Origin of the sequence: Stenotrophomonas sp. 169 (genome assembly GCF_014621775.1) — a bacterium.
GTDB lineage: Bacteria > Pseudomonadota > Gammaproteobacteria > Xanthomonadales > Xanthomonadaceae > Stenotrophomonas.
Genome location: NZ_CP061204.1, coordinates 149,927 through 175,433 on the forward strand (window position 1 = coordinate 149,927; position 25,507 = coordinate 175,433).

General features: G+C 65.7%; 23 protein-coding genes. 18 read left to right on the plus strand and 5 right to left on the minus strand.

Annotated features, from left to right (window positions below; genetic code table 11):
* Positions 1 to 29: 29 nt before the first annotated feature.
* Complete coding sequence (locus tag ICJ04_RS00595; RefSeq protein WP_188325649.1) at positions 30 to 824, minus strand: undecaprenyl-diphosphate phosphatase; 795 nt, start codon at positions 822 to 824, stop codon at positions 30 to 32.
* Between the two features lie 225 nt (positions 825 to 1,049).
* On the opposite strand from ICJ04_RS00595, the gene glnA reads away from it, so the two are divergent.
* The 11 genes from glnA (at position 1,050) to ICJ04_RS00650 (ending at position 14,764) form a co-directional block, all read left to right on the plus strand.
* Positions 1,050 to 2,459 carry a type I glutamate--ammonia ligase gene (glnA, locus tag ICJ04_RS00600; RefSeq protein ID WP_188325650.1) on the plus strand — a complete coding sequence of 470 codons (1,410 nt, stop codon included), beginning with the start codon at positions 1,050 to 1,052 and terminating at the stop codon, positions 2,457 to 2,459.
* Between the two features lie 314 nt (positions 2,460 to 2,773).
* Entirely contained in the window at positions 2,774 to 3,112 is a 339-nt protein-coding gene (locus ICJ04_RS00605) for a P-II family nitrogen regulator (RefSeq protein ID WP_188325651.1), read from the plus strand.
* Positions 3,113 to 3,131: 19 nt separating this feature from the next.
* Complete coding sequence (gene amt, locus ICJ04_RS00610; protein ID WP_188325652.1) at positions 3,132 to 4,562, plus strand: ammonium transporter; 1,431 nt, start codon at positions 3,132 to 3,134, stop codon at positions 4,560 to 4,562.
* An 87-nt stretch (positions 4,563 to 4,649) separates the two neighbouring features.
* Positions 4,650 to 5,402, plus strand: coding sequence for an N-acetylmuramoyl-L-alanine amidase (locus ICJ04_RS00615; RefSeq protein WP_188325653.1), 753 nt, complete (start codon positions 4,650 to 4,652; stop codon positions 5,400 to 5,402).
* Positions 5,403 to 5,596: 194 nt separating this feature from the next.
* A complete protein-coding gene (locus tag ICJ04_RS00620) occupies positions 5,597 to 7,174 on the plus strand; it encodes a metallophosphoesterase (protein ID WP_188325654.1) in 1,578 nt (525 codons plus the stop codon).
* A gap of 137 nt (positions 7,175 to 7,311) precedes the next feature.
* On the plus strand, positions 7,312 to 8,802 hold the full coding sequence (locus ICJ04_RS00625; RefSeq protein ID WP_188325655.1) for an ATPase domain-containing protein: 1,491 nt from the start codon (positions 7,312 to 7,314) through the stop codon (positions 8,800 to 8,802).
* The gene (locus tag ICJ04_RS00630) at positions 8,786 to 10,867 is read left to right on the plus strand and encodes a PAS domain-containing sensor histidine kinase (RefSeq protein ID WP_188325656.1); all 2,082 of its coding nucleotides are present in this window, start codon (positions 8,786 to 8,788) and stop codon (positions 10,865 to 10,867) included. The genes ICJ04_RS00625 and ICJ04_RS00630 overlap by 17 nt, the downstream gene beginning before the upstream one ends.
* 52 nt (positions 10,868 to 10,919) lie before the next feature.
* Entirely contained in the window at positions 10,920 to 11,975 is a 1,056-nt protein-coding gene (locus tag ICJ04_RS00635; protein ID WP_188325657.1) for an ATP-binding protein, read from the plus strand.
* Between the two features lies 1 nt (position 11,976).
* Complete coding sequence (gene ntrC, locus ICJ04_RS00640) at positions 11,977 to 13,431, plus strand: nitrogen regulation protein NR(I) (protein WP_188327149.1); 1,455 nt, start codon at positions 11,977 to 11,979, stop codon at positions 13,429 to 13,431.
* A 91-nt stretch (positions 13,432 to 13,522) separates the two neighbouring features.
* On the plus strand, positions 13,523 to 14,092 hold the full coding sequence (locus ICJ04_RS00645) for a superoxide dismutase family protein (protein ID WP_188325658.1): 570 nt from the start codon (positions 13,523 to 13,525) through the stop codon (positions 14,090 to 14,092).
* Between the two features lie 45 nt (positions 14,093 to 14,137).
* On the plus strand, positions 14,138 to 14,764 hold the full coding sequence (locus ICJ04_RS00650; RefSeq protein ID WP_188325659.1) for a superoxide dismutase family protein: 627 nt from the start codon (positions 14,138 to 14,140) through the stop codon (positions 14,762 to 14,764).
* A gap of 251 nt (positions 14,765 to 15,015) precedes the next feature.
* Here ICJ04_RS00650 and ICJ04_RS00655 read toward each other — a convergent pair whose 3' ends face one another.
* A complete protein-coding gene (locus ICJ04_RS00655) occupies positions 15,016 to 15,903 on the minus strand; it encodes a hypothetical protein (protein ID WP_188325660.1) in 888 nt (295 codons plus the stop codon).
* 93 nt (positions 15,904 to 15,996) lie between these two features.
* Here ICJ04_RS00655 and ICJ04_RS00660 point away from each other — a divergent pair, with 93 nt between their 5' ends.
* The gene (locus tag ICJ04_RS00660; protein ID WP_188327150.1) at positions 15,997 to 17,292 is read left to right on the plus strand and encodes an acetyl-CoA C-acetyltransferase; all 1,296 of its coding nucleotides are present in this window, start codon (positions 15,997 to 15,999) and stop codon (positions 17,290 to 17,292) included.
* A 125-nt stretch (positions 17,293 to 17,417) separates the two neighbouring features.
* On the opposite strand, the gene ICJ04_RS00665 is transcribed toward ICJ04_RS00660, so the two are convergent.
* The 3 genes from ICJ04_RS00665 to ICJ04_RS00675 form a co-directional block, all read right to left on the minus strand.
* Positions 17,418 to 18,719: a heme biosynthesis HemY N-terminal domain-containing protein gene (locus ICJ04_RS00665; RefSeq protein WP_188325661.1), complete on the minus strand. Its 1,302-nt coding sequence runs from the start codon at positions 18,717 to 18,719 to the stop codon at positions 17,418 to 17,420.
* The gene (locus ICJ04_RS00670; RefSeq protein ID WP_188325662.1) at positions 18,716 to 19,714 is read right to left on the minus strand and encodes a uroporphyrinogen-III C-methyltransferase; all 999 of its coding nucleotides are present in this window, start codon (positions 19,712 to 19,714) and stop codon (positions 18,716 to 18,718) included. Before ICJ04_RS00670 ends, ICJ04_RS00665 begins: the two co-directional genes overlap by 4 nt.
* Positions 19,715 to 19,936: 222 nt before the next feature.
* A complete protein-coding gene (locus ICJ04_RS00675; protein ID WP_188325663.1) occupies positions 19,937 to 20,749 on the minus strand; it encodes a uroporphyrinogen-III synthase in 813 nt (270 codons plus the stop codon).
* 44 nt (positions 20,750 to 20,793) lie between these two features.
* Here ICJ04_RS00675 and ICJ04_RS00680 point away from each other — a divergent pair, with 44 nt between their 5' ends.
* The 6 genes from ICJ04_RS00680 (at position 20,794) to ICJ04_RS00705 (ending at position 25,425) form a co-directional block, all read left to right on the plus strand.
* Complete coding sequence (locus ICJ04_RS00680) at positions 20,794 to 21,261, plus strand: YiiD C-terminal domain-containing protein (RefSeq protein ID WP_188325664.1); 468 nt, start codon at positions 20,794 to 20,796, stop codon at positions 21,259 to 21,261.
* 32 nt (positions 21,262 to 21,293) lie between these two features.
* Positions 21,294 to 21,737 carry a hypothetical protein gene (locus ICJ04_RS00685; protein WP_223202948.1) on the plus strand — a complete coding sequence of 148 codons (444 nt, stop codon included), beginning with the start codon at positions 21,294 to 21,296 and terminating at the stop codon, positions 21,735 to 21,737.
* A gap of 174 nt (positions 21,738 to 21,911) precedes the next feature.
* Positions 21,912 to 22,349 carry a rhodanese-like domain-containing protein gene (locus ICJ04_RS00690; RefSeq protein WP_188325665.1) on the plus strand — a complete coding sequence of 146 codons (438 nt, stop codon included), beginning with the start codon at positions 21,912 to 21,914 and terminating at the stop codon, positions 22,347 to 22,349.
* 110 nt (positions 22,350 to 22,459) lie between these two features.
* A complete protein-coding gene (secB, locus tag ICJ04_RS00695) occupies positions 22,460 to 22,978 on the plus strand; it encodes a protein-export chaperone SecB (protein WP_188325666.1) in 519 nt (172 codons plus the stop codon).
* Between the two features lie 20 nt (positions 22,979 to 22,998).
* Positions 22,999 to 24,024: an NAD(P)H-dependent glycerol-3-phosphate dehydrogenase gene (locus ICJ04_RS00700; RefSeq protein ID WP_188325667.1), complete on the plus strand. Its 1,026-nt coding sequence runs from the start codon at positions 22,999 to 23,001 to the stop codon at positions 24,022 to 24,024.
* Positions 24,025 to 24,240: 216 nt separating this feature from the next.
* The gene (locus ICJ04_RS00705; RefSeq protein WP_188325668.1) at positions 24,241 to 25,425 is read left to right on the plus strand and encodes a Fic/DOC family N-terminal domain-containing protein; all 1,185 of its coding nucleotides are present in this window, start codon (positions 24,241 to 24,243) and stop codon (positions 25,423 to 25,425) included.
* Positions 25,426 to 25,507 lie beyond the last annotated feature (82 nt).

Sequence of the window (25,507 nt, forward strand, 5' to 3'; positions counted from 1 at the left end):
CCAATGGGGTCACGCGCAGGCGAGGGGGTTCAGTTGCCGGCCGGCAACCACAGCAGCAGCGCCGCACCCAGCGCGATGCGATAGATCGCAAACGCGGTGAACCTGTGCGACTTGATGTAGCCCAGCAGCCACTTCACCACCACGAAGCCGGTGATCACGGCCGCAATGAAGGCCACGCTGACATCGGTCCAGTTTTCAGTGGCCAGCTTGCCCTCCTTGGCCAGCTCCAGGAACGCGTACGCGCTGGCGGCGAACATGGTCGGGATGCCGACCAGGAACACGAACTCGGTGGCGGCGGCTCGACGGCTCAGGCCGAGCAGCATCGCCAGGAAGATCGCCGATGCCGAGCGCGACGTGCCCGGAAATACGCCCGCCACTACCTGCGCGATGCCCACGCCGATGGCCACCGTCCACGTCACCTGATCGCGATCAGGCAGGCGGGCGGTATACGCCTCCACCAACAGCATCCAGATGCCGCCGATGATCAGCGCCCACGCGACCGGGCTCACCGTCTCGGGCAGTTCCCAACCGGCCAGGCGGACCGGCAGGCCCAGCACCGCGGTGACCAGGAACGCCGCGCCGAGCTTCATCACATAGTCGCGGTTCTCACGCTGGTGCAGGCCAGTGGCCAGGGTCCACAGGCGCTGGCGGAACACCAGCGTGATGGCCAGGATCGCGCCGGCCTGGATGATGATGTTGAAGAAATCCGAGCGTGCACCCAGCCAGTGCTGGGCGATCAGCAGATGCCCGGTGCTGGAGATGGGCAGGAATTCGGTAACGCCTTCGAGGATGCCCAGCAGCAGGGCGGAGAGCAGGTCGGACATGGGGTGGGATGGAATGGCTGACGGCAAAAGGTGCCGAAGAGGATAGACCATCTGCCCACGCACCAACCCAGTGCACGGGCCAACACACGCACCACGATGGTGCAGCATGCGACGCACCCTTCAAGCGCACGCTCATGCAAATCAAGGGCTTGTGATGAGAAAAAAGTTGGCACGGTGTGTGCTGAGGTAACCTCAGGCATTCAATTCCAACCGAGGTTGCACCCGATGTCCGTTGAAAACGTTGAGAAGCTGGTCAAGGACAACCAGATCGAGTTCGTCGATCTGCGTTTCGTCGACATGCGCGGCATCGAGCAGCACGTCACGTTCCCGGTCAGCATCATCGAAGCGTCGCTGTTCGAAGAAGGCAAGATGTTCGACGGCAGCTCCATCGCCGGCTGGAAAGGCATCAATGAATCGGACATGGTCCTGCTGCCGGATCCGTCCAGCGCCTATGTCGATCCGTTCTACGCTGATCCGACCATCGTCATCAGCTGCGACATCCTGGACCCGGCCACCATGCAGCCGTACGGCCGCTGCCCGCGCGGCATCGCCAAGCGCGCCGAAGCCTTCCTGAAGTCCAGCGGCATCGCCGAGCAGGCCTTCTTCGGTCCGGAGCCGGAGTTCTTCATCTTCGATTCGGTGCGCTTCGCCAACGACATGGGCCACACCTTCTTCCAGGTCGATTCCGAGGAAGCGGCATGGAACAGCGGCGCGAAGTACGACGGCGCCAACAGCGGCTACCGTCCGGGCGTCAAGGGCGGCTACTTCCCGGTGCCGCCGACCGATTCGCTGCACGACCTGCGCGCGGAAATGTGCAAGACGCTGGAGCAGGTCGGCATCGAAGTCGAAGTGCAGCACCACGAAGTCGCCACCGCCGGCCAGTGCGAAATCGGCACCAAGTTCAGCACCCTGGTGCAGAAGGCCGATGAGCTGCTGCGCATGAAGTACGTGATCAAGAACGTGGCGCACCGCAACGGCAAGACCGCCACCTTCATGCCCAAGCCGATCGTCGGCGACAACGGCAGCGGCATGCACGTGCACCAGTCGCTGTCCAAGGGCGGCACCAACCTGTTCTCCGGTGAAGGCTACGGCGGCCTGAGCCAGATGGCGCTCTGGTACATCGGTGGAATCTTCAAGCACGCCAAGGCCATCAACGCCTTCGCCAACGCAGGCACCAACAGCTACAAGCGCCTGGTGCCGGGCTTCGAAGCACCGGTGATGCTGGCCTATTCGGCACGCAACCGTTCGGCCTCGTGCCGCATTCCGTTCGTGACCAATCCGAAGGCGCGTCGCATTGAAATGCGCTTCCCCGATCCGATCCAGTCCGGCTACCTGACCTTCACCGTGTTGATGATGGCCGGCCTGGATGGCATCAAGAACCAGATCGACCCCGGCGCACCGAGCGACAAGGATCTGTACGACCTGCCGCCGGAAGAAGAGAAGCTGATCCCGCAGGTCTGTTCCTCGCTGGACCAGGCGCTGGAAGCGCTGGACAAGGACCGCGAGTTCCTGAAGGCCGGCGGCGTGATGGATGACGATTTCATCGACGGCTACATCGCGCTGAAGATGCAGGAAGTCACCAAGTTCCGTGCGGCGACCCATCCGCTGGAATACCAGTTGTATTACGCCAGCTGAGCACGCGCGGCGGTGGCGGAGGATACCCCTCCCACCTTCGTCATCGCCGCATCTTTTCCGGCTGGGGAGCCGGAAAGGATGAAGCCTGCAGATGCTGCTGAAGTTGTTCCACCCGTCCAGGGGCAAGAGAGACCGGACGCGCGTCCTGGGCCTTCCTCCCTCCCGCGTCACCGGCTGTGTTTGGAGAGAGACACAGCCACCAGGGCCCAGACCACGTTCGGCGCAACAGCCACGGCCATCAGCATGATGGCCCGTGGTTGCCTGACGCCACGGCATGCACGCGCCGTGGATCCATCCACCATCGGGATATGCGCATGAAACTGATCTCCGCCATCATCCGACCGTTCAAGCTCGACGAGGTCCGCGAGGCCCTCTCCGACGCAGGCGTGTCGGGCATCACCGTGACCGAAGTAAAAGGTTTCGGTCGCCAGAAGGGGCACACCGAGCTGTACCGCGGCGCTGAGTATGTCGTCGACTTCCTGCCCAAGATCAAGATCGAAACCGTGGTGACCGACGAGCGCACCGACGCGGTGATCGAAGCGATCCAGAACGCGGCAGGCACTGGAAAGATCGGCGACGGCAAGATCTTCGTCACCCCTGTCGACCAGGTCATCCGCATCCGCACCGGCGAAATCGGCGCTGACGCGCTGTAACCACTCGGAGATCTCCCGCATGAAGATTCGACTGTTCGCCGGGTGGCAAGCCCGGTTCCATATGGTGTGCCTGATGATGCTGCTCAGCGCACTGGCCGTCGGTGCCTTCCCGGGCACGGCGCATGCCCAGGCACAGGTCACGCCCGTGCCGACGGAAGAGGTGGCCGTCGAGCCGCTCCCCGTTGACGCACCTGCCGCACCGGTCGCCGAGGCCACCGTGGCTGCACCGGCCTACGACCATGGCGACGTGGCCTGGATGCTGACCTCCACGCTCCTGGTGCTGCTGATGGTCGTGCCCGGCCTGGCCCTGTTCTATGGCGGCTTGGTGCGCTCGAAGAACGTGCTGTCCGTGCTCAGCCAGATCCTGGTCGTGTTCTCGCTGGTGATCATCCTGTGGGTGGCCTACGGCTACAGCGCGGTGTTCAGTGAGGGCAATCAGTTCTTCGGCTCGTTCACCCAGTTCGCCTTCCTCAAAGGGTTCACCCCGGACTCGGTGGGCAACACGCCGATCGCCGGCCTGCCCGACTATCTGTTCGTCGCCTTCCAGTCGACTTTCGCCGGCATCACCACCGCACTGATCGTCGGCGCATTCGCCGAACGCATCAAGTTCAAGGCGGTGATCCTGTTCTCGGCCCTGTGGTTCACCCTGAGCTACATCCCGATGGCGCACATCGTGTGGGGCGGTGGCTATCTGGGTGAACTGGGTGCGATCGACTTTGCCGGTGGCACCGTCGTGCACATCAACGCAGGCGTGGCCGGCCTGGTCGGCGCGTACTTCGTCGGCAAGCGCATCGGCTACGGCCAGACCGCATTGAAGCCGCACAACGTGGTGTTCACCTACATCGGCGCGATGCTGCTGTGGGTCGGCTGGTTCGGCTTCAACGCCGGTTCTGCCGCCGCTGCCGATACGGTCGCATCGCTGGCCTTCCTCAATACCATCCTGGCCACCGCCGCGGCGGTAGTGGGCTGGACGCTGGTGGAAGCGATCACCAAGGGCAAGCCGTCCGCACTGGGCGCCGCATCGGGCGCAGTGGCCGGCCTGGTCGGCATCACCCCCGCCTGCGGCACCGTGGGCCCAATGGGCGCATTGGTCATCGGCGTGGTGTCCGGCGCGCTCTGCGTGTGGGGCGTCACGGGGCTGAAGCGCTTGCTGAAGGTGGATGACACCGCCGATGTGTTCGGCGTGCATGGCATCGGCGGCATCGTCGGTGCGCTGCTGACCGGTGTGTTCAGCGCGCAGTCGCTGGGCGGCACCAAGGCCGACCTGGATATCGGGCATCAGGTCTGGGTGCAGTTCGTCAGCGTGGCATTCACCATCGTCTGGTGCGCCGTGGTGACGACGCTGATCCTGCTGGTGGTGAAGGCGGTCGTCGGCCTGCGCGTGACCGAGGAAGCCGAACGTACCGGTCTGGATGTCACCTCGCACGGTGAATCCGCCTACGAAGTCTGATCCATGCTGATCTGTTGATGACGCACGCATTGCGTCGTGACCGGCGGTCCGGGGGCCGCCGGTTTTTTCATGCCCTACAATCGGGGCATGACCCTCATCCGCCGATCCGCCCTGTTGCTTTCCTGTGCCCTGCTGGCCGCCTGTTCCGGGGCACCGGTGGAAGAGCGCAATCCGCTGGCCACGTGGGTGCCATCGAGCAACCACAACGCCCGCATGCCGGTGGTCATCGTGCTGCACCACACCGACCAGCACTCGGTGCAGCAGAGCCTGGATACGCTGCGCAGCGCCAACAGCGGCGGCAAGGTCAGTGCCCATTACCTGATCGGCGCCGACGGTGCGCGCTATCAACTGGTGGCCGACGATCGCCGCGCCTGGCACGCAGGTCCCGGGCGCTGGGGCACCATCACCGACCTCAACTCGGCCTCCATCGGCATCGAGCTGGACAACGACGGTGATACGCCTTTCAGCGAGGCGCAGATCCAGTCGCTGATCGTGCTGCTGCAGGACCTGAGTACCCGCCTGCGCATTCCGCCGTCGCAGGTGATCGGCCATGCCGACCTGGCACCGTCGCGCAAACAGGGTCCGAGCCGCTTCTTCCCGTGGCAGCAACTGGCGCAGGCCGGCTTCGGTGTGTGGCCGCGTGACAGCGACGGCATGCCGCCTGCCGGCTTCGACGCCTGGCAGGCGCTGGCCACCTTCGGCTATCCGCTGGACGACCGTGATGCGGCAGCACGCGCCTTTCATCGCCGCTTCCGCGGCAGCGATGACTTGCCGGCCGTGCTCGACACCGAAGACGCCCGCATCCTGCACTCCCTGCAGCAGCAGGCCACGACCCGGTAGAGCCGACCAGGTAGAGCCGACTTCAGTCGGCTGCCCCTCTCCCCGCCCTGACTCACCCACACGCCTGGCAGCGCCTCCTGACCCACATCAGCGCGCTTGCGCCGTGAATCCACCGGCATCCCCTGATGGGCCACGGCCAGGCCACGCAAGAGACTGGCGCAGGGCAGCTCCGCCCTGCACCACGACACATCACCATGAAGCCTCTCACCGCGCGAGCGCATCACCTTGCCGTTGCGCTGCTCATCTCGCTTGCCCCCGCATCCGCGTGTGCGGCGGATCAGTCTTTCCTGGTCCACTCCGATACCCAGTACCAATGGTCTGACGATGGCAGAAACCGTGACCCGATGGCCACCCTTACGGCGCAGAGCAAAGCAATTGCCCTGTGGCTGGCGCGACAGCCGAAGGCCGCGCCTGTATTTCTCAATGGTGACGTCACCGCCTATGGGCATGGCGACGAGTGGGAGGTCATGCTCCGCGACCTCGGCCACCGATTGATCCCGAACCGCTACTGGGGCTTGGGCAACCACGACTACGACAACAACATCAGGTTGCCCGACGGCTCGGGCTGCTTCAACAACGGGTGCGCGCGCGACTCGATCTACCACCTCGACGCGGCAACGAAGCACTGGGATCTCGATGCGTTCGACTACAGAACCCGCGATGACGGGTTGTTTCGCTATCACGACGGTAGCTTGGCCTACAGCAAGACCATCGGCGACATCACCTTCATCCAACTGCACAACCATTACGCGTACCAGGACGAGTTCAAGAGCACCGTAGGCCTGCGCAACTATGTTTTCAGGATCACCCCCTCGCTGCATTGGTTGGGTGGCGTGCTTGAAAAAGCGAACGCGGCAGGGAAATTCGTCGTCATCAACATGCACCGTCCGCCCCTGGGGTTTGGCAGTGGCCCCGAAGCAGAGGCAGCACGGGCGCAGTTCAAAAAACTTGTCACGGATCATCGGGTGCTCGCGATATTCCATGGCCACACCCATGTCGCGGGGATAGAAGAGCCTATTGGTGATACGCCTGTGTTCAATTCCGGTGCGTCGTTCCGCAAGACCTTCCTGACCGCAGACCTGGATCTGCGCGCCAACCAACTGACGGTGTATCAGGCAAACGACAACAAGGTGTCCCGGACCCCCTTGCAGACAGTGCAACTGACGAAGGTGTTCGCCCCTGAGGTGGTGCTGAGGCCCACGCCCCTTGGAGAGCCGGCCCTGCTCTTTTCCTTCGGTAATACGCGTAGGGATCTGCGCGTCGGCTGGATCAAGGTGAAGCTGAGCGGAGAAAGTACAGAGCGGGAAGGGCCCCCGAACCAGCAGATGAACGGGCTGACGCCCAAGCACGATTACAACTACGTGCTCACGGCGTATGACGCCCGGGGTGGGCAGGTGCTGGCGACATTCACCGGCAGCTTCAACTCCGGTAACGCCCAGTATCCGCCGACCGATCTCTGCTTGGGGAAATGGGACGTGGACCAAGGCCATCTCACGCTGCACTGGGAGCGCCCATTGAACTTTCCGGCCGTCCATTACAGCTTCGTGGAAGGCTACAGCGTGGACAGCGGCGAATGGTTCCGATTCCGCAGCCCCAACGACACGAACCAAGGCAGTACGGAGCAGACCATCTACTACACAGATCGCGGTATCGCCGATCCGACGCGGCTGAACTACGCGGTCTATTACTGGTCTTCATCCCGGGGCCACACCCCTGCGGCCCTGCTCCGGGGTGAGGACTTCTTCAAGGGTGCTGGCTGTCTGCCGAAATGAGCTGACGAGGGCGACCGAGGCCCTGTTCTCACGATGTCATCATTTCCGTGAACAGGGCTTCGGCAACGTCTTACTTTCCTCACTCAGGAATGTGATCACGCCCCATAAACTGCAAAAAAAAGCACAGGGGCTGCTGAATGAACCGTAGCATCGTCGCTACCGGCACAACCGGGCTGGATACCATTCTTCGGGGAGGGCTGCCCGCGTCCAGACTGTACCTGCTGGAGGGGCAGCCCGGTTCCGGCAAGACCACGCTCGCTCTGCAGTTCCTCCTCAAAGGCGCAGAGCTGGGTGAAAGCTGCCTCTATGTTACGTTGTCCGAGACCGCAGACGAACTGGCCGAAGTCGCGCACTCGCACGGGTGGTCACTGGATGGGTTGCACCTGTTCGAACTGGCCGCTGCCCAGAACGTGTTGGGCGATGGCCAGCAGCAGTCCGTGCTGCATCCGTGGGAAGTGGAACTGGACGGCACCATCAAGCTGATCCAGGCCGAAGTGGAGCGCTTGAAGCCGACCCGGATCGTGTTCGATTCCCTTTCAGAGCTCCGCCTGCTGGCGCAGGATTCGCTGCGCTACCGCCGTCAGGTCCTTGCGCTCAAGCAGTACTTTTCGCCGCGCAACATCACCGTGTTCCTGGTGGACGACCTGACCGGTGGTGAGCGCGACGCGCACCTGCACAGTCTCTGTCACGGTGTGATTTCCCTTGAGCGGGTCACTCTGGATTTCGGCGCCGCACGTCGCCGCATGCAGGTGCAGAAGCTGCGCGGCGTCAACTTCATCGCCGGCTATCACGACCTGGCGCTGGTGAAGGGCGGCATGCGTATCTTCCCCCGGTTGATCGCATCGGACCACCACGTGCCCTTCGTCGGCGATCCGATCTCCAGTGGCGTTGCGGGTATCGATGCCCTGCTCGACGGCGGACCGCTGCGTGGCACCAGTACGCTGTTGACCGGCCCGCCAGGCAGTGGCAAGACGAATGTGGCGCTCAAGTACGTCGCCACCGCCTGCGAGCGTGGAGAGCGCTGTTGTGTGTTCGAGTTCGACGAGCGCACCGGCACCCTGCTTACGCGCGCGAAGGCGCTCGGCATGGACCTGCAGGCGCACATAGACAGCGGACTGCTGGAGCTCCGTCAAATGGACCCGGCCGAGCTGTCGCCGGGCGAGTTTGCCTGGGCCATACGGGAGTGCGTCGAAGAGCGGGACTGCAAGTTGATCGTGCTGGACAGCCTGAATGGCTACCTGTCCTCGATGCCGCAGGAAAAGCAGCTGATGCTGCAGATGCATGAGCTGCTCTCCTATCTCAACCAGAGTGGCGTGGTGACATTCTTCATCAACCCGCAGAATGGCTTGGTCGGGTCGATGTCGACCGGCAACCTCAATGTGTCCTACATGGCCGACACTGTGATCATGTTCCGCTACTTCGAGGCAGGCGGCCGCATACGCAAGGCGATCTCTGTCATCAAGAACCGCAGTGGCGCGCACGAGGATTCCATCAGGGAGCTGCGGATCGATGCGGAAGGCCTGCGCCTGAGCGAGCCGCTGAAAGACTTCAGTGGCATCCTCACCGGCACGCCGCAGTACGTGGGTGAATCAGGACCGCTGTTGGACAGCAATGCAGACCAGCGCTAGTTCCGATTCGCCAACGGTGCTGATCGTTGCGCCCTTCGGACGCGACGCCGAGACCATTGCCAAGCTGGTCGAGAAAGAGCTGGCCACGCCGAAGCGGTGTGCCACACCTGACCATGCAGCCGCCCAGCTGGACGCGAGCATCGGCGCCATCGTGCTCACCGAGGAAGCGCTCTTCGGTGACGACGCGGCGATGCTGGAGGCCGCACTGCACGCCCAGCCGGCATGGTCCGATGTGCCGGTGGTCGTGCTGCGTGCGGCGAAATCCAGGCTCGCACCGGCGCGTCCCCTGCCTGGCCACTACTCCAATCTGGTAGAGGTGGAGCGGCCGGTCGGTGCGGCGACCCTGATCAGTACGATCGCATCGGCGTTGCGCGCCCGGCAGAAGCAGTACGTCATCCGTGACCAGGTACAACGCCTGAGCCAGAACCAGGAAACCCTGGCGCGTAGTGAGGCGGAGCTGCGCCTGATCGCCGATGCGCTGCCGGTGCTGATTGCCTTTGTCGATCCGTCACTGCGCTATGTGTTTGTCAACAAAGCCTACGAAGCGTGGCTGGACGCTCCTACGACGGAGATTGTCGGACGGCGCCTGCCCGACATTCTCGACGCGCCCACGTGGCAGCAGCGCAAGCCCTACGCAGAGCGCGCGCTCGCCGGCGAGGCGGTGCAGTTCAGCGTCAACTGGCCTACCCGCAGCGGCGAACGCCGCGCGTGCGATATCCGCTACCTGCCGCGCCGCGACAGCGCGGGCCGGGTCGACGGGTTCCATATCTTCGTCGCCGATGTCACCGCCAAGACCCTCGCCCTGGAGGCCGTGCAGCGCCAGGCCGAAGAGCTCGAGCAGAAAGTGGCCGAGCGGACCGCCGAGTTGCAGGCGCAGGTGGTCGCGCGCGCATCGACGGAGTCGGCCCTGCACCAAGCGCGCAAAATGGAGTCGGTCGGCCAGTTGACCGGTGGTATCGCGCACGACTTCAACAACATGCTGACGGGCATCATCTCGGCGCTGGACCTGATCCGGATGCGTGCCGAGAGCGGGCGCGTGGATGGCGTGGAGCGCTGGATCGACGTGGCCTCGGCATCGGCACACCGGGCCGCGGCGTTGACCCAGCGCCTGCTGGCATTTTCGCGGCGCCAGTCATTGAACTCGCAGCGCCTGTTGGTGAATGAGCTGGTCCATTCGCTCGATGACCTGATGCGCCGTACCCTGGGTGAGAAGATCCGGCTCAGCATGGACCTGGGCCACGACGTGCCCCTGGTACGCGCCGATTCCAACCAGTTGGAAAGCGCCATTCTCAACCTCACCATCAATGCGCGCGATGCCATGCCGCAAGGTGGCCAGCTGGAGATCCGCACCCGGCGCCAGGTGGTGGAAGAAGACGAGGCTGGGACCGGGGAAGACCGGCTGCGCGCAGGATGCTATGCCGTGCTGTCGGTGACTGACACCGGCGAGGGCATACCGCCGGATGTGATCGAACGGATATTCGAGCCCTTCTTCACCACCAAGCCGATCGGGCAGGGTACGGGGCTCGGCATGTCGATGATCTACGGCTTCATGCAGCAGTCCGATGGCCATGTGCGCATCGATTCCGAAGTAGGCTGCGGCACCACCGTCCGTCTTTACCTGCCCGAGTCGGTGGCCGACAGCGCGGGCGAAGGTGCCGGCGACGCACCGCAGGCGCCGCCCGAGACCGCCACGCCCACCGGTGCTGGACAGCAGCTGCTCGTGGTGGAAGACGATGCACAGGTTCGAACGCTGGTGACCGAGGTGCTGACCGAACTGGGCTATGCGGTGACGGTAGTCGAGGATGGAGATGCGGCGCTGAAGGTCCTGCAATCCCGGCGCGTGGATGCACTGGTCACCGATGTCGGGCTGCCGGGCCTCAACGGACGCCAGCTCGCGGAGATCGCCCGGCAGACCCAACCCACGCTGCCGGTGCTGTTCATGACCGGCTATGCCGAGGCAGCGCGGGATCAATCCGAATTCCTGGAGGCGGGCATGCACATGATCGGCAAGCCCTTCTCGTTGAGTGCCTTCGGCGATGCGGTCGCGCAGCTGTTCCTGCCGTGATGGGGCGGCGCTGACGTTCACTCTCGTCGCCGTTATGCACTACATTGGTGCAATGACTGCTTCTTCTCCTGCGCCGGCTATCGACCAACTCGGCACGCCCCTCGCCTGGGCGGATGCCGAAGGTCGCATTACCGGTTGCAACCCGGCGTTTGCGCGTTGGCTGGGGGTCAGTGGTAGGAGGTTGATCGGCAAGCCACTGGTCGCGCTGGAGACGCAGGGCGAAGCGCTGGCGCATTTCCTGTCACGTGACGAGCGCGACAGCCTGCGCCTGCATCGTCTGGCACTGGGCATGCCGGGTGAGGGCGCACGCTTTGCCGAAGGCTGGATGAGCCGCCTGGATGACGGCGGGTGGTTGCTGGAGGCGCATCCGGTGGATGAGTTCCCCGGTCTCGACCCGACCACCGCGCTGCCGAGCGCACTCAGCGCCGCCTTGAAAGGACTGGCCCACGAACTGCGCAACCCCTTGGCGGGATTGAAGGGTGCCGCGCAGCTGCTGGCGCGCCGGGTGCATCACCGGGATGCCGATGAGCGTGAACTGGTGGAGCTGATCGGCACGGAGATCGAGCGGCTGAACAGCCTGCTGGATCAACTGCTGTCACCCGTGCCGGCGGCGCCACACGCCGCACTGAACATCCATGCGGCGTTGGAACAGGTCCTGCGCCTGGCAGAAAGTGAAGCCGGCTGGGCAGTGCGCCTGCAGCGCGACTACGACCCCAGCATCCCCGAGTTCAGTGGCGATGCCGATCGACTCAACCAGGCGGTGTGGAACCTGGTACGCAACGCCATGCAGGCGGGTGCCGGCGGCATCACCCTGCGTACGCGCGTGGAGCATGGCGTGCGCATCGCCGAGCAGTTGCACCCGATGGCGCTGCGGCTGGAAATCGCCGACGACGGCCGGGGCGTACCGGAGGAGCTCGCCGAGCATCTGTTCCTGCCGCTGGTCAGCGGGCGTGCGGAAGGCACGGGCCTGGGCTTGGCACTGGCACAGCAGGTGGCACGCGAGCACCGCGGCACGCTTACCTATCGCTCGCGACCCGGGCATACCGTGTTTACGTTGCTGCTTCCGATCAGCACTCCTTCCTTACGCGAGGACGCCGCGCATGGCTGATCTGCCTGACACCGCGCATGGCGGCCACCGCGTATGGGTGGTCGATGATGACCGTGCCGTGCGCTTTGTTCTCAGCACGGCCCTTCGCGATGCCGGCTACCGCGTCGAAAGCTTCGACAGCGCCGCCGCCGCGCTCGACGCGTTGGACCGGCAAACGGTGCCTGCCCTGCTGTTCACCGACGTGCGCATGCCGGGCGATGACGGCCTGGTGCTGCTGGATAAACTGAAAGCGGCGCACCCGCAGCTTCCGGTCATCGTCATGTCGGCGTATACCGATGTGGCCAGCACAGCGGGTGCATTCCGCGGTGGCGCACACGAATTCCTCTCCAAGCCGTTCGATCTGGACGACGCCGTCGCGCTGGCCCGCCGTGTGCTGCCTGATGGCGAAGCCGAAGCCGAGTTGACCGACACGCCGTCGCCGGCCGATGCCGCTACCCGGGACCAGGCTCCGCAACTGGTGGGCGATACCCCGGCGATGCGCGCGCTGTTCCGTGCCATCGGCAAGCTGGCGCAGGCACCCTTGGCGGTCCTGATCACCGGCGAAACCGGCACCGGCAAGGAGCTGGTGGCGAGCGCGCTGCACCGTGAATCGCCACGGGCGGGTGCGCCCTTCGTGGCCCTGAACACGGCCGCCATTCCGGCCGAGCTGCTGGAAAGCGAGCTGTTCGGCCATGAAGCCGGTGCGTTCACCGGTGCCCAGCGCCGCCACATCGGCCGGTTCGAACAGGCCGACAAGGGCACGTTGTTCCTCGATGAAATCGGCGACATGCCGCTCGCCCTGCAGACCCGGCTGCTGCGCGTGCTGGCGGAGGGCGAGTTCTTCCGCGTAGGAGGGCGTGAGCTGATCCACGTCGATGTGCGGGTGGTGGCGGCGACCCACCAGGACCTTGAAGGGCTGGTCGCACAAGGGCGTTTCCGTGCCGATCTGTTGCACCGGCTGGATGTGGTGCGCTTGCAGCTGCCGCCTCTGCGCGAGCGTCGCGACGACATCGGGCAGTTGGCGATGACGTTCCTCGCGGCCGCCACGCACAAGCTGGAGGGTCCCCCCAAGCGGCTCACCGCAGCAGCACTGCAGGCGCTGCGCGAACATGAGTGGCCGGGCAACGTGCGTGAGCTGGAGAACGTGTGCTGGCGCATGGCGGCGCTGGCGGCGAGCGACACGATCGGCGTGGCCGACGTGGAGATGGCCGTGAACCGGGGCGGCACGCGCAGCGCTGCGCGCCCGGCGGTCACCGATCCAGGCCAATGGGAAGTGCTGTTGTCGCAATGGGCCAAACAGCGTCTGGCCGAGGGCGCTGAGGGCCTGCATGCCCAGGTGCGCGAGCGTGTCGACCATGCCTTGCTGGACGCCGCATTGCAGCTCACTCACGGCCGCCGCGCCGAAGCCGCAGCCCGATTGGGCTTGGGCCGGAACACATTGACCCGCAAGCTGGGTGCCGGCCGCCGCCGCAGCTGACCTCATTTTTCCGTCCCTGCGCGTCCGCACGACGTGGCGTTGATGCGCCATGGACAGGGATGCCCGTAACGTGCCCAGCAAGGAGTCCACCATGACCTCAATCCGTTTGATCCTGCCGGCTGCGGCTGGCCTGTTCCTCGCAGCCTGCGGCACCACGCCGTCCCCGCCTCCCGCGCCGCCCGTGGCCGTCAGCGTGGTCAGCACGGCGCAGATGGCCGAGAGCAATCTGTCACCGGCCTCCGCCAGCATCGTCAGCGGCCGCTTGGCCCTGGTGCCGGAAGCGGGCGGCGTGCATGTCACCGGCATGATCGGCGGGCTGCAGCCGTTGCAGCAGCCTGGCTTCCACGTACACGAGCGTGGCGATTGCAGCGCCGTGGATGCCAGCAGCGCCGGCAATCATTTCAACCCAACCCAGCAGCCGCACGGCGCACCGGGCACGGGGCCGCATCACCTTGGCGACATGCCGAACCTGCGCGCCGATGCGCAGGGACGTGCCAACGTCGACATCCATCTGCGAGGCGTCACCCTGGGGGGAGGCGCTGCCAATGACATCGGCGGACGTGCCCTCATCGTGCACGCCCAGCCCGACGACCATCGCAGCCAGCCGGCCGGCAATGCCGGCGCCCGTATCGCCTGCGGCATCATCCGCATCACGAAGTAGGACTTCGCTGCAGGTTTCGTACTCACCTATCTGGAGAACCACCCGATGCGCCTGATCCATACCTCGATGTTCGTCGCGCTGGCCGCGTTTGGCCTGACCGCCTGCAACAAGCAGCCCGACAGTGCCACCGACAGCATGGCGCCGGCCACCCCTGCCGAAGCCACCGCCACCACCACGCCTGCTGAAGCACCGCCGCCGATGATGGAAGCCGCCGCGGCGGCCACTGCCGTTGCCGACCTGGCGCCGACGCAGGGCAATGAAACCAAAGGCTCGGTCAGCTTCAAGGTGGTGGACGGGCGCGTGCACGTCACCGGCCAGGTCAGCGGCCTGAAGCCGGGCAGCGAGCACGGCTTCCACATCCATGAAAAGGGCGATTGCAGCGCACCGGACGGCGCCAGCGCCGGCGGCCACTTCAATCCCGGCACGCAGGATCACGGCAGCGTGGCCAGCGATCCGCATCACGGCGGCGACATGCCGAACATCAAAGCCAACGCCGAAGGCATCGCCACCATCGACGCACCGGTGTCGACCAACGTCAACATCGGCAAGGGGGATGGCTTTGACATCATCGGCCGCGGCCTGATCGTCCACGCCGATGCAGACGACTACAAGACCCAGCCCACCGGCAACGCCGGCGCCCGCCTGGCCTGCGCAGTCATCAAGGCGCAGTAAGCCTCTCGTAACAACGCAGCAACCCGAAAAAAGGAACGCCGGCGAAAGCCGGCGTTCCTTTTCTGCTCCTGCTCTTCCTGCCCTACCGCGTGCGCAGCCAGCCAACTGACAGGAGGCGGTGGGCATGCCATTGCAGGACCTTGTGAGGCAGGAGCCGAACATGAGCCCCCATGGACGGGTTCACGGCGTGTCCTGCAATGGCATGCCCACCGCCTCATCCACTGAGAACGAGGCGCGAGCACGCAAAAAAACTAACGTTCCAACAGCGCCCGCGCGTCCTGGCCTGCCTCGCAGTGCACGAACAGCACCGGCACGCCGTGGGCTTCCAGCACCGCCGCCATCTGCCGCTGGCGCATCAGGTACTGCTCATAGATACCCTTCAGCCGCTCGCAGTCGTTCTTGCCGTGCGAATAGTGCGCGCACCACCCGGCCGGATCGAACAACGCCATGCGTGCCTCGCCGTGGGTATAGCGCAGCAGCGGCTCCGGCGCGGCGTCCAGCCACTCATCGGTGCCTGCCTCCATGATCGCCGTTTCGATCAACGGCCACAGGGCAGCCAGTCCCTGGTTGTCGTACTGCATCGACATCATCGCCGCCAGGTCATTCACGGTGAAATAGCGCGCGTGTTCCACGCGGGCACCAAACGCCTTCTGTGCCAGCAACGCGGTATCGGCGTGTGCCATGCCTTCCGCCAGCAGCAGCGTTTCCAGCGCATCGGACACGGCGGCCGTCGCCGCCGCATCGCTGCCCGTCAGCAGGAACGGCACCACCCGCAGTCCACCCCCCTTCAAGGAGGGATCCGCCTGGAAAGGCAGTGGCACGTCGCCGCTTGCATCCGCGCCGAACGCCAGCAGGCGCGGGCCCTCGCTGCGGCCGGGTGCGCGCATCTGCAGTTCTTCCAGGCGCCGATGGATCGGCCAGCCCGGGCGCAGCACTTCGGCGGGATCGAAATGGGCGGCGGCAAACACCAGGTCCAGTTCACTGGCCTGTGGCACCAGCTTGGCCAGATCGCGACCTACGCGCTCGGCCAGTTCACCGGATTGTTCGGCGGTGAGTGCGGCGTGGCGGGGCGACTCGCCATCGGCGAGCTCAAGGGCGAGCACGCCGAGGGCGTTCATGCCGGGGTTGGTTTTGCTCATGGTTTCACGGTTGGCCCATCACAGGGCGGCAGCTACACTTGGGACCATTATGCCTGCGCCTTCGTGCAGGCCATGTTGCAGACACCCTATCCCATGCCAGGTATGTCCATGCCCAACGCCCGACCCGTCGCCATCCTCGGTGGCGTCCGTATTCCGTTCTGCCGCCAGAACACCGCGTATTCGGACGTCGGCAACCTCGGCATGTCCGTACGTACGCTCGGCGCCCTGGTCGAACGGTTCGGCCTGCACGGCCAACAGCTCGGCGAAGTAGCAATGGGAGCGGTGATCAAGCACTCCAGTGACTGGAACCTGGGCCGCGAGGCCGCGCTTTCGTCCGGACTGTCCCCGCTCACCCCCGGCATCACCATGCAGCGTGCGTGCGGCACCTCGCTGGACACCATCATTGCGGTGGCCAACAAGATCGCCCTCGGGCAGATCGAGTCCGGCATCGGCGGCGGTTCCGATACCACCTCGGATGTGCCGATCGTCTATGGCAAGAAGCTGCGTGCACGCCTGCTGGCTGCCAACCGTGCCAAAAGCACCGGCGACAAGCTGCGTGCCTTGACCAGCGGTTTCAAGCTCAGTGAACTGAAGCCCGAGTTTCCCGGTGTGGCCGAGCCGCGCACCGGCAAGAGCATGGGCGACCACTGCGAAGACATGGCCAAGGAATGGAACATCTCGCGCGATTCGCAGGATGAGTGGGCCGTGTCGTCGCACAAGAAGCTGGCGGCCGCGTACGAACGCGGCTTCTTCACCGATCTGATCGCGCCGTTCCGCGGCGTGGAGCGCGACAACATCCTGCGTGCCGATACGTCACTGGAAAAGCTGGCTACGCTGAAGCCTGCCTTCGACCGCGTGTCCGGCCGTGGCACGCTGACCGCCGCCAATTCGACGCCGCTGACCGATGGCGCATCTGCCGTATTGCTGGCGAGCGAAGAGTGGGCGCGCGCGCATGGCCACACGCCGTTGGCCTACCTGCGCGATTCGCAGGTGGCCGCCGTGGATTTCGTGCACGGCGAAGGACTGTTGATGGCCCCGACCGTGGCCGTGCCGGAAATGCTGAAGCGCAATGGCCTGACCTTGCAGGACTTCGATATCTACGAAATCCATGAAGCGTTCGCCGCCCAGGTGCTGTGCACGCTGCGCGCTTGGGAGAGCGAGGATTACTGCCGGAATCGCCTGGGCCTGGATGCCCCGCTGGGTCGCATCGACCCGGAGAAGATCAACCCGTTGGGTTCTTCGCTGGCGACGGGCCATCCGTTTGCCGCCACCGGTGCCCGCGTGATCGCCACGGCAGCCAAGCAGCTCGCCGAACGCGGCGGTGGCCGCGCGTTGGTATCGATCTGCACCGCCGGCGGCATGGGCGTGGTGGCGATCGTCGAACGCTGACCAGCTGACCGGGTGGTAGCGCCGAGCCATGCTCGGCGAGCGCAGCGGCAGCGCGATCCAGCATTCCGCCGAGCATGGCTCGGCGCTACCAAGGGTCTGTGCGAGGGTAGGGGTCTGCGCGCGGGTCAGGGAACGCGCGGGAACCCGTTTTCGTCGCGTGGTTCGCGGGCGTCGTACACCGGCGGTACCGGAGTCATGACCTGCTCTTCCACGGTGGCACGCGGCGCGCTTGCCAGCGCGTCGGTACGCACCAGGGCGACGCTGTCTTCGCCACGCTGCTCACGCAGCGCATTGGTCAGGCACTGAGCCGCCAGCTGCGGTTCGCCACGGGCCAGCAGTGAGGCACCCAGTGCTTCCCATGCCGACGCCCCAGCACCGCCCGCAATCGCTTCGTGCAGCAGCACTTCGGCTTCTTCATGGCGACCCTGTGCCAAGGCGACGCGACCCTGTGCCAGCAGCAGCGCAGACGAATCGCCGTGGGTCCGGCGCCAGCGCACCAGGTTGGCGTCACGCGTGGCCAGGCGTGATGCCGGCAGTACGCCATACAGTTCCACCAGCTCATCGCTCCAACGCTGGTCCAGCGCCTGTTCCAACGCGAGCAATGCAGGCTCATCCCAATCCAGCGCCACGGCGCGGGCGGCATACGCCGACACCACCGCCGGATCCGAGCGCAGCGTCTTCGGCATGGTTTCCCACTGTGCAGCAAGCGCGTTCACATCCGGCGCTTCCAGCAACGCCTGCGCGGCGAGTCGGGCTTCCAGCGTGGTCAATGCATCGGCGGGCAGCACCTTGCTCTGGCGCAGCGCACCCAGTTGGCCATACGCCTCATGCGCCCGCCCGGCACGCGCCAGCGCTTCGCTGCGCAGCCACAGGCCGCGCGGCGGCAGCGGCTGCAGGTTGGCCGCATCCAGCGTGTTGATCGCATCCACCGGCAGGTCATCGGCCAGCTGTTGCTCTGCGCGCAGCAGGGCCTGGCTGGTCGCATCGGTCGTCGCCAGACGCTGCAGGTAAGCCTGGCTGGTCACATCGTCGCCGCGCGCACGCGCGCTGCGTGCCGCATTGGTCAGCGCAATGGCGGTCACCTCTTCATCCTGCGCGGCGCCGTCGAGCAGCTTCTCAGCACGTTGCCACTGGCCATGTTCATAGGCCTGCAGGCCATCGACCAGACGCACGCGCCCCTGCTTGCGGCGATAGCGGCCCCAAGCGCGGAACGGTGAGGCGATCAGGCTCCACAGCAGCCACAGCACCAGCAGCACCACCAGGGTCAGCAACACCACCTGCGGCAGCGTGCTGCGGTAGTCGGTGCCGCCATGACGGAAGATCACTTCGCCGTACTGGCGGAGGTCATTGGCACCCAGCCACTGGGCGCCGATCACGCCCACCGCCACGGCCAACAACAGCACGATCAAGGATTGCAACGGCTTCATAACGGGGTCTCTCCATCTCGCAAAGTGCGCAGTTGCTGCAGGGTGCTGCCCAGTTCCGGCGCGTCCAGGCGCAGCGGCGCCGAGCGCAATGCAGTGAGTTCAGCACGCTGCCTGCGCAGGGCCGGTGAATCTGGCCAGAGCGCGGTCATCCCGCGTTCAATCCGGTCCAACGCCTGCCGCAACGCGGGGCGATCCCCGCGCTCGACGGCAGCGCGGGCAAGGGTCAATTCCAGCTGCAGCGCATCGGCAGCGACCGCACGGTCGGCAGCGGTCAACGGGCCGTTGACCGCGCTGGGCGTTATTTCGACGAAGGCGGCCAAGGCGATCTGCCACCACGGCCGTGCATCGCCCGTCGCCGTGCCACTGGCCTGCGTCGCCGCCCCGTGCACCGGCAGGGTCTGCATGGCCTCTGCCAGCGAGGCCAACCGCAGGCGGGCCTGCGCGCGCGGGCCGGTACCCAGCGCGTCCAACGCATTGCGCTCCTGCATCAGGGCCTGGCGAAGGTTCAGAGCGTCCGCAGAAGGCAGGTCATCCAGTTGCGCCGCCGCCAGCGCGTACAGCCGACGGGCACCGTCGAGATCATCGGCCGCGTCCAGCCGTTGCGCGGCCTGGGTGAGCAGCAGCTCGGCCTCGTCACGGTGCAGGGCCTGGCTGTCCTGGCGGGTCGTTTCCGCCAGCCGCGCCAGGTTTTCCTCGAGCAGCGCACTGCGCTGGCCGAGTCCCAGGACCTCATCGCGCAGCACGCGGTTGGCACTGGCCGCATCCTGCAGGCGCGCGCTGGTGGCGCGCTGATCGCGACGCAGCGCCTCGACCGTATCCAGCAGACCCTGCAGGCGCACCGCGTCGGCCTGCGACTGCAGACGCGCCCGTTCCTGCCCTTGCTGCCAGGCATGCCAGCCCCAGCCGCTCGCGGCGACGAGCAGCAGCACGATGATCAGCGGAGCGATCCAGCGCAGCGCGCGGCGCGGGGGAAGCGGAGTGGGGGTTTCGTTCATGCACGGCGTCTCAAACGGCCGCGTCGACCAACACGGTACGCGGCGCAGCGCACAGCATCACCGTTGCACGCAGAAGCAGCAAGCGGCCCGCCTCCGCCGCAGCCCGGTAGAGCCGGCTTCAGCCGGCTGCACCCCGACCCAGGTAGAGCCGGCTTCAGCCGGCTGCACGTCGATCCGGACCCGCCGGAACGTATGGCGGAGAGCAGCCGACTGAAGTCGGCTCTACCCTTCCGGCATCGCCCCTTCCGCCACCGCCCCGTCCGTCATCGCCCGGTGGGCGAGCTGACGGCACGCGGCCGCCATCTGCTGCGGGGTGGGGCCGTCCGCCACGACGACGTGCGCAAAACCCAACCCCTGCACCTGGACGCGCAATCGCTCGCTCGCCACGACCACGTCCATCCGTGCCTGCCACCTGGCCTGCCAGTCCGGCGTCAGCTGCGCCCATACACGCTCCAGCGCCTCGCCACTGCTCACCGCCAGCACCCACGGCTGCGGCGAACGCGACAGCCGCGCCAACCCCCGCGGCGACACCCGCAGCGGCACCCGCTGATACACATCGGCACGCACCAGCTGCGCTCCGCGCTCCTGCAGTTGTGCGGCGATCAGCCCGCGTCCGCCGGGAGCGGTCACCAGCCCCACCGTCTGCCCGCGCACCGCTGCCAGCGCCGGCAGCGCCAACAGGCCCTCGCTGTCCATCCGTTGCGGAGCCAGGGCGTGATGGATGCCGACCGCCCGCAGCGCGCGCAGCGTGCCCTCACCGACCGCCAGCCAAGGCCGCGATGGCGCATCCTGAAGCGGGAGTGCGCCGGAAGCCGCCACCACCGCTGCCGGGCTGGTGAAGATCACCCGGGAGGCCTGCAAGGCCTGCTGCAGCTGCCGCAAAGCTGGGTCGCCAAGCCGCCGTTGCAGTCGCCACGGCGACAGCGCGATCATGAATGCGCACGGATCGGCCAAGGCGTCAGCCACTGCGCCGTGCTGTCCCTGCGGTCGCAGCGACACCAGTGTCCAACCACACGGTTTCGTACGTTTATCCATTGCCGTCATTATGCGTGCCCGCGTTGTTGCAGGTGTAACTGCTGATGTCCGCCGAACCCGTTTCATCCTCGCTGCTGGTCCTGCAGGACGTGCTGGACAGCATGCCGCCGGTGCGTGCCATGCAACTCCGCCTGGAAGGCTATGCCGATGGCCAGCTGCAGCTGAGCGCGCCCTTGGCGGTCAACGTCAACGACAAAGGCAACGCCTTCGGTGGCAGCCTGGCCTCGGCGATGACCCTGTCCGGCTGGGCGCTGGTCACCCTGCGCCTGCGCCTGGCCGGCTTCGAGGCCGAGGTCTACGTAGCCGACAGCCAGCTGCGCTACCGCGCGCCGGTGTATGGCGATCTGCACGCACAGGCGGAAATCGCCCCGGACAGTGACTGGGACACCTTCCTGGCCACCTTCAAGCAGCGCGGCAAGGCGCGCATCGGCGTGGTGGCCGTGCAGCCGGGCAGCGATGGCAAGCCCGCCGCCGAGCTGAGCGGCCGTTTCGTCGCCTTCGCCAAAGGGTAGGATGGCACCCTGATGCCTTGGGGAGCCTACCGTTGAAGAACCCGCACCTGCGCCGACTGACCCAGTTCTTGATTCTGACCGGCCTGCTGCTGGCCTCGGTGGCGACAATGGCGGCTGATATCAGCCGCAAACAGCGCAAGCAGCTGGAAGAGATCCAGACCTCCTACGGGTCCACGATCCGTTGGGGCACCATGGACGAAGCCCTGGGCTATCTGGACCCGGCGCAGCGCAAGGCCAATCCGCCTACCGAATTCCAGCTGCGACGCTATTCGCAGCTGCGCGTGTCGTCCTACCGCGAAAGCACCACCGCGCAGTTGCCCGATGGCACCGTGGAGCGCCGCGTCCTGGTGGGCGTGATCAACAACAACACCCAGTCCGAGCGCACCGTCGGTGTGGTTGAACGCTGGCGCTGGGATGCCCAGGCCAAGCGCTGGTGGCAGACCAACGGCCTGCCGGATCTCTGGGAAGGCCAGTAACGACCGCCGCGGGCCAAGCACTAGCGGCCGCTGGCCCGGTAGTGACGGCCGCTGGCCGTCAGCAGTGACTACTCGCCTAACGCAGCTCGGCCCATAAAGACGACAAACCAGCAAAATCCCTGCCCGAATCGGCTTGTGCGACAATCGGCGCCCGCTTATCGACCCGTGACCTGCGTGAATTACGAAGAGTTGGTGGCCTTTGCTGGCCGAAACCCGATGTTGTCGATCGCCCTGGTGGGCCTGACCGCCGCCATCATCGTCACTGAAATCCGTCGCCTGTTCCGTGGCTACAAGTCGCTCAAGCCCGGCGAACTGGTCCAGGTCATCAACGGCGGCGACGCCGTGGTCGTGGACCTGTCCTCCAGCAGTGATTTCGAGAAAGGCCATATTGCTGGCAGCAAGAACGTGCAGGCCAGCCAGTTCGGCCCCGAGCACAAGCTGGTGGCCGCGGCCAAGCAGCGCCCCGTGGTGCTGGTATGCCGTGCGGGCACCGCATCGGAAGCTGCGGCCAAGACGCTGAAAAAAGCCGGCTTCGAGCAGGTGTCCGTGCTCGACGGCGGCCTGCCTGCATGGCAGCAGGCGGAGCTGCCGCTGGTCAAGGGCCGTCACTGACGCTGATCGCATGACGGGGGGTTGTGCGCTGCATGCCCCGCCCCCATCGCTGTTGATGCAACATATCGTCTAAACATTACGTTCAACGAATTCATCTGGAGCAACAGGAAATGTCCGAAGAAAACACCAACGGCGCAGCTGCGCCGGTCGACGCCGCCACCGGTCCCGCGTTCACCGTCGAAAAGATCTACGTCAAGGACGTTTCCTTCGAATCGCCGAATGCTCCGGCCATCTTCAACGATCAGGTACAGCCGGAACTGCAGCTCAACCTGAACCAGCAGGTGCAGCGCCTGGGCGAGAACGCCTTTGAAGTCGTGTTGGCCGTGACCCTGACCTGCAAGGCCGAAGACCGCACTGCCTACGTGGCGGAAGTGAAGCAGGCCGGCGTGTTCGGCCTGGTCGGCCTGGATCCGCAGTCGGTGGACGTGCTGCTCGGCACCCAGTGCCCGAACATCCTGTTCCCGTACGTGCGCTCGCTGGTCAGCGACCTGATCCAGGCGGGTGGCTTCCCGCCGTTCTTCCTGCAGCCGATCAACTTCGAAGGCCTGTACGCGGAAACCCTGCGCCAGCGCCAGGAGCAGGGTGAAGCGCCGTCGCTCGCCAACTCCGAGCCGGCCGGCAACGCCTGATCGGCGTTCCGACCCAGCGCATGAGCGATAACGCTGAAAAAGTAGCCGTCCTCGGCGCCGGTTCCTGGGGAACCGCGCTGGCCAGCCTGCTCGCCCGGCACGGTCTCCAGACCGTGCTGTGGGGACGCGATGCGGCGATGGTGGAAGCCATCGACCAGCGCCACGAGAACACCCGTTACCTGCCGGGCATCCCGCTGCCGGAGTCGCTGCGTGCGACCACCGACATGGCCGCTGCCGTGGAAGGCGCATCGTGGATCCTCGTGGTCACCCCGTCGCACGCGTTCAATGAAACGGTGACCGCGCTGGCGCCGCTGCGTCCGGCCGGTGCCGGCGTGGCCTGGGCGACCAAGGGCTTCGAACCCGGTTCGGGCCGCTTCCTGCATGAGGTGGCGCGCGAGATCCTGGGCGATGACGTGCCGCTGGCCGTGGTCACCGGTCCGTCGTTCGCCAAGGAAGTCACCCAGGGCCTGCCGACGGCCATCACCGTGCACGGCGACGTGCCCGAGTTTGCGCAGACCGTGGCCGAAGCCATGCATGGCCCCGCGTTCCGCGCTTATACCGGCGATGACATGCTGGGTGCCGAGCTGGGCGGTGCGATGAAGAACGTGCTGGCCGTCGCCACCGGTGTCGCCGATGGCATGCAGCTGGGCCTCAATGCGCGTGCCGGCCTGATCACCCGCGGCCTGAACGAGATGCTGCGGCTGGCTGCGGCGATCGGTGCCAAGCCGGAGACCCTGATGGGCTTGGCCGGACTGGGCGATCTGGTGCTGACCTGCACCGGCGATCTGTCGCGTAACCGTCGCCTGGGCCTTGCCCTCGGCCGCGGGCAGACGCTGCAGGATGCGATCCGCGAGATCGGCCAGGTGGTGGAATCGGTGCAGACCGCCGACGAAGTGATGCGCCAAGCGCGTCGTTACGGCATCGACCTGCCCATTTCCGATGGCGTGCGTGCCGTGCTGCACGGCGAACAGACCCCGTCCGAAGGCCTGCGTACCCTGCTGGCCCGCGAGCAGAAGCCGGAATACCCGGACACCCTGTTCCGTTGAACCCGGTAGTGACGGCCGCCGGCCGTCACGCCCTTGCCTGATGCATGTCGCCGAGCATGGCTCGGCGCTACAGAGCACCCACCGAACTTCCCCGCAGCGCGGTCGGGCCGAGCAACGCTCGGGGCAGTAAAGTTCAAAAGCTTCGATGACTTTTAAACTTTAAGCCTGTAAAGTTAAAAAGGCCTGCGGGCTTTTAAACTTTCGAGGCACCTGAGCATGCGACAGAACGACGTCGTTAAACGGCTGCACCCGTATCTCGTGCCCGTGGACGGTAAACCCAATGTCCGCGCAATGATTGCGCCACCGACGCCGCGGGTGCTTCCGCCGGGATCAGGCACTCCTGCGCTTGCCCACGCCGCCAGCCAAGCACTTGGACGCCTGAGCGGAGCGATGCAGGGCTGGAGCAATCCCGACATCCTCACCCGCACCTTGGCCAGGCGCGAAGCCGTGCAGAGCTCGCAGATCGAAGGCACGAGGACCGAGCTGGACGAGTTGCTGACCTACGAAGTGACGTGGAGCGCCGAGGGCCTACCGCCTGATGTCCGCACTACGCAGCACTACGTGGAGGCGCTTCAGCATGGTCTGTGCGCCGTGCGTGCGGGGGGGCGTGACGCATTGACTGCTGAGCTGGTCAGGGGCATCCATGCCATTTTGATGCAGGACGAAAACGTACCAAAGGGCGTCTATCGAGATGTCCAGGCGTGGATCGGTACCAGCAGGATCGAGGATGCGAGTTTCATTCCCGCGCCGCCTGCCGCGATAGATACCTGCATGCAGGATCTCGAGCGGAACATACTCCGTTACGCACGCAGCGAAGACGAGCAAGGCGAACTGACGGTGCTGGCTCAGATGGCCATCGCGCATGCTCAGTTCGAAACCATCCATCCCTTCAATGATGGAAACGGCAGAACTGGCCGTATCGTGATGCCACTGATCCTGGCGGCCGAAGACCTACCGCCCTTGTACCTGTCGGGGATGCTGATGCGCAACCGCGAGGGGTATTACGCCGCGCTGAAACAGGTGCAGCTGCGCGGAGAGTGGCAACCGTGGACGGACATGGTCTACCGCGCCGTCATCGAGGCGACCGATGACTGGATCGCGCTGGCCAACGACCTGCGCGCGATCGAAAGCCGCTGGGCAGAGAACACGGCGGCCTATCGCAGCGACTCTGTGACCAGACGACTGCCGTCCTTGCTGATCGATCATCCGGTCGTTACGGCGAGCAACGTAGCAAGCCTGCTGGACGTCTCAGTGGTCGCTGCCACCAAGGGGGTCAAGGAGCTGGCTTCGCTTGGCATCCTGAAGGCCAAGGATGAACGCAAGTGGGGTCGGTCGTTCCATGCGAGCGCCGTGATCGAGCGCCTGAATCAAGCGCCAGAAAAGCAGGCAGCAATTCGGTAGCGCCGAGCCACGCTCGGCGGGCGACTGACGCGCCGCATTGCACATCGGCAGGGGCTGGGACCCGGGCGCTGCGGTGACCTGG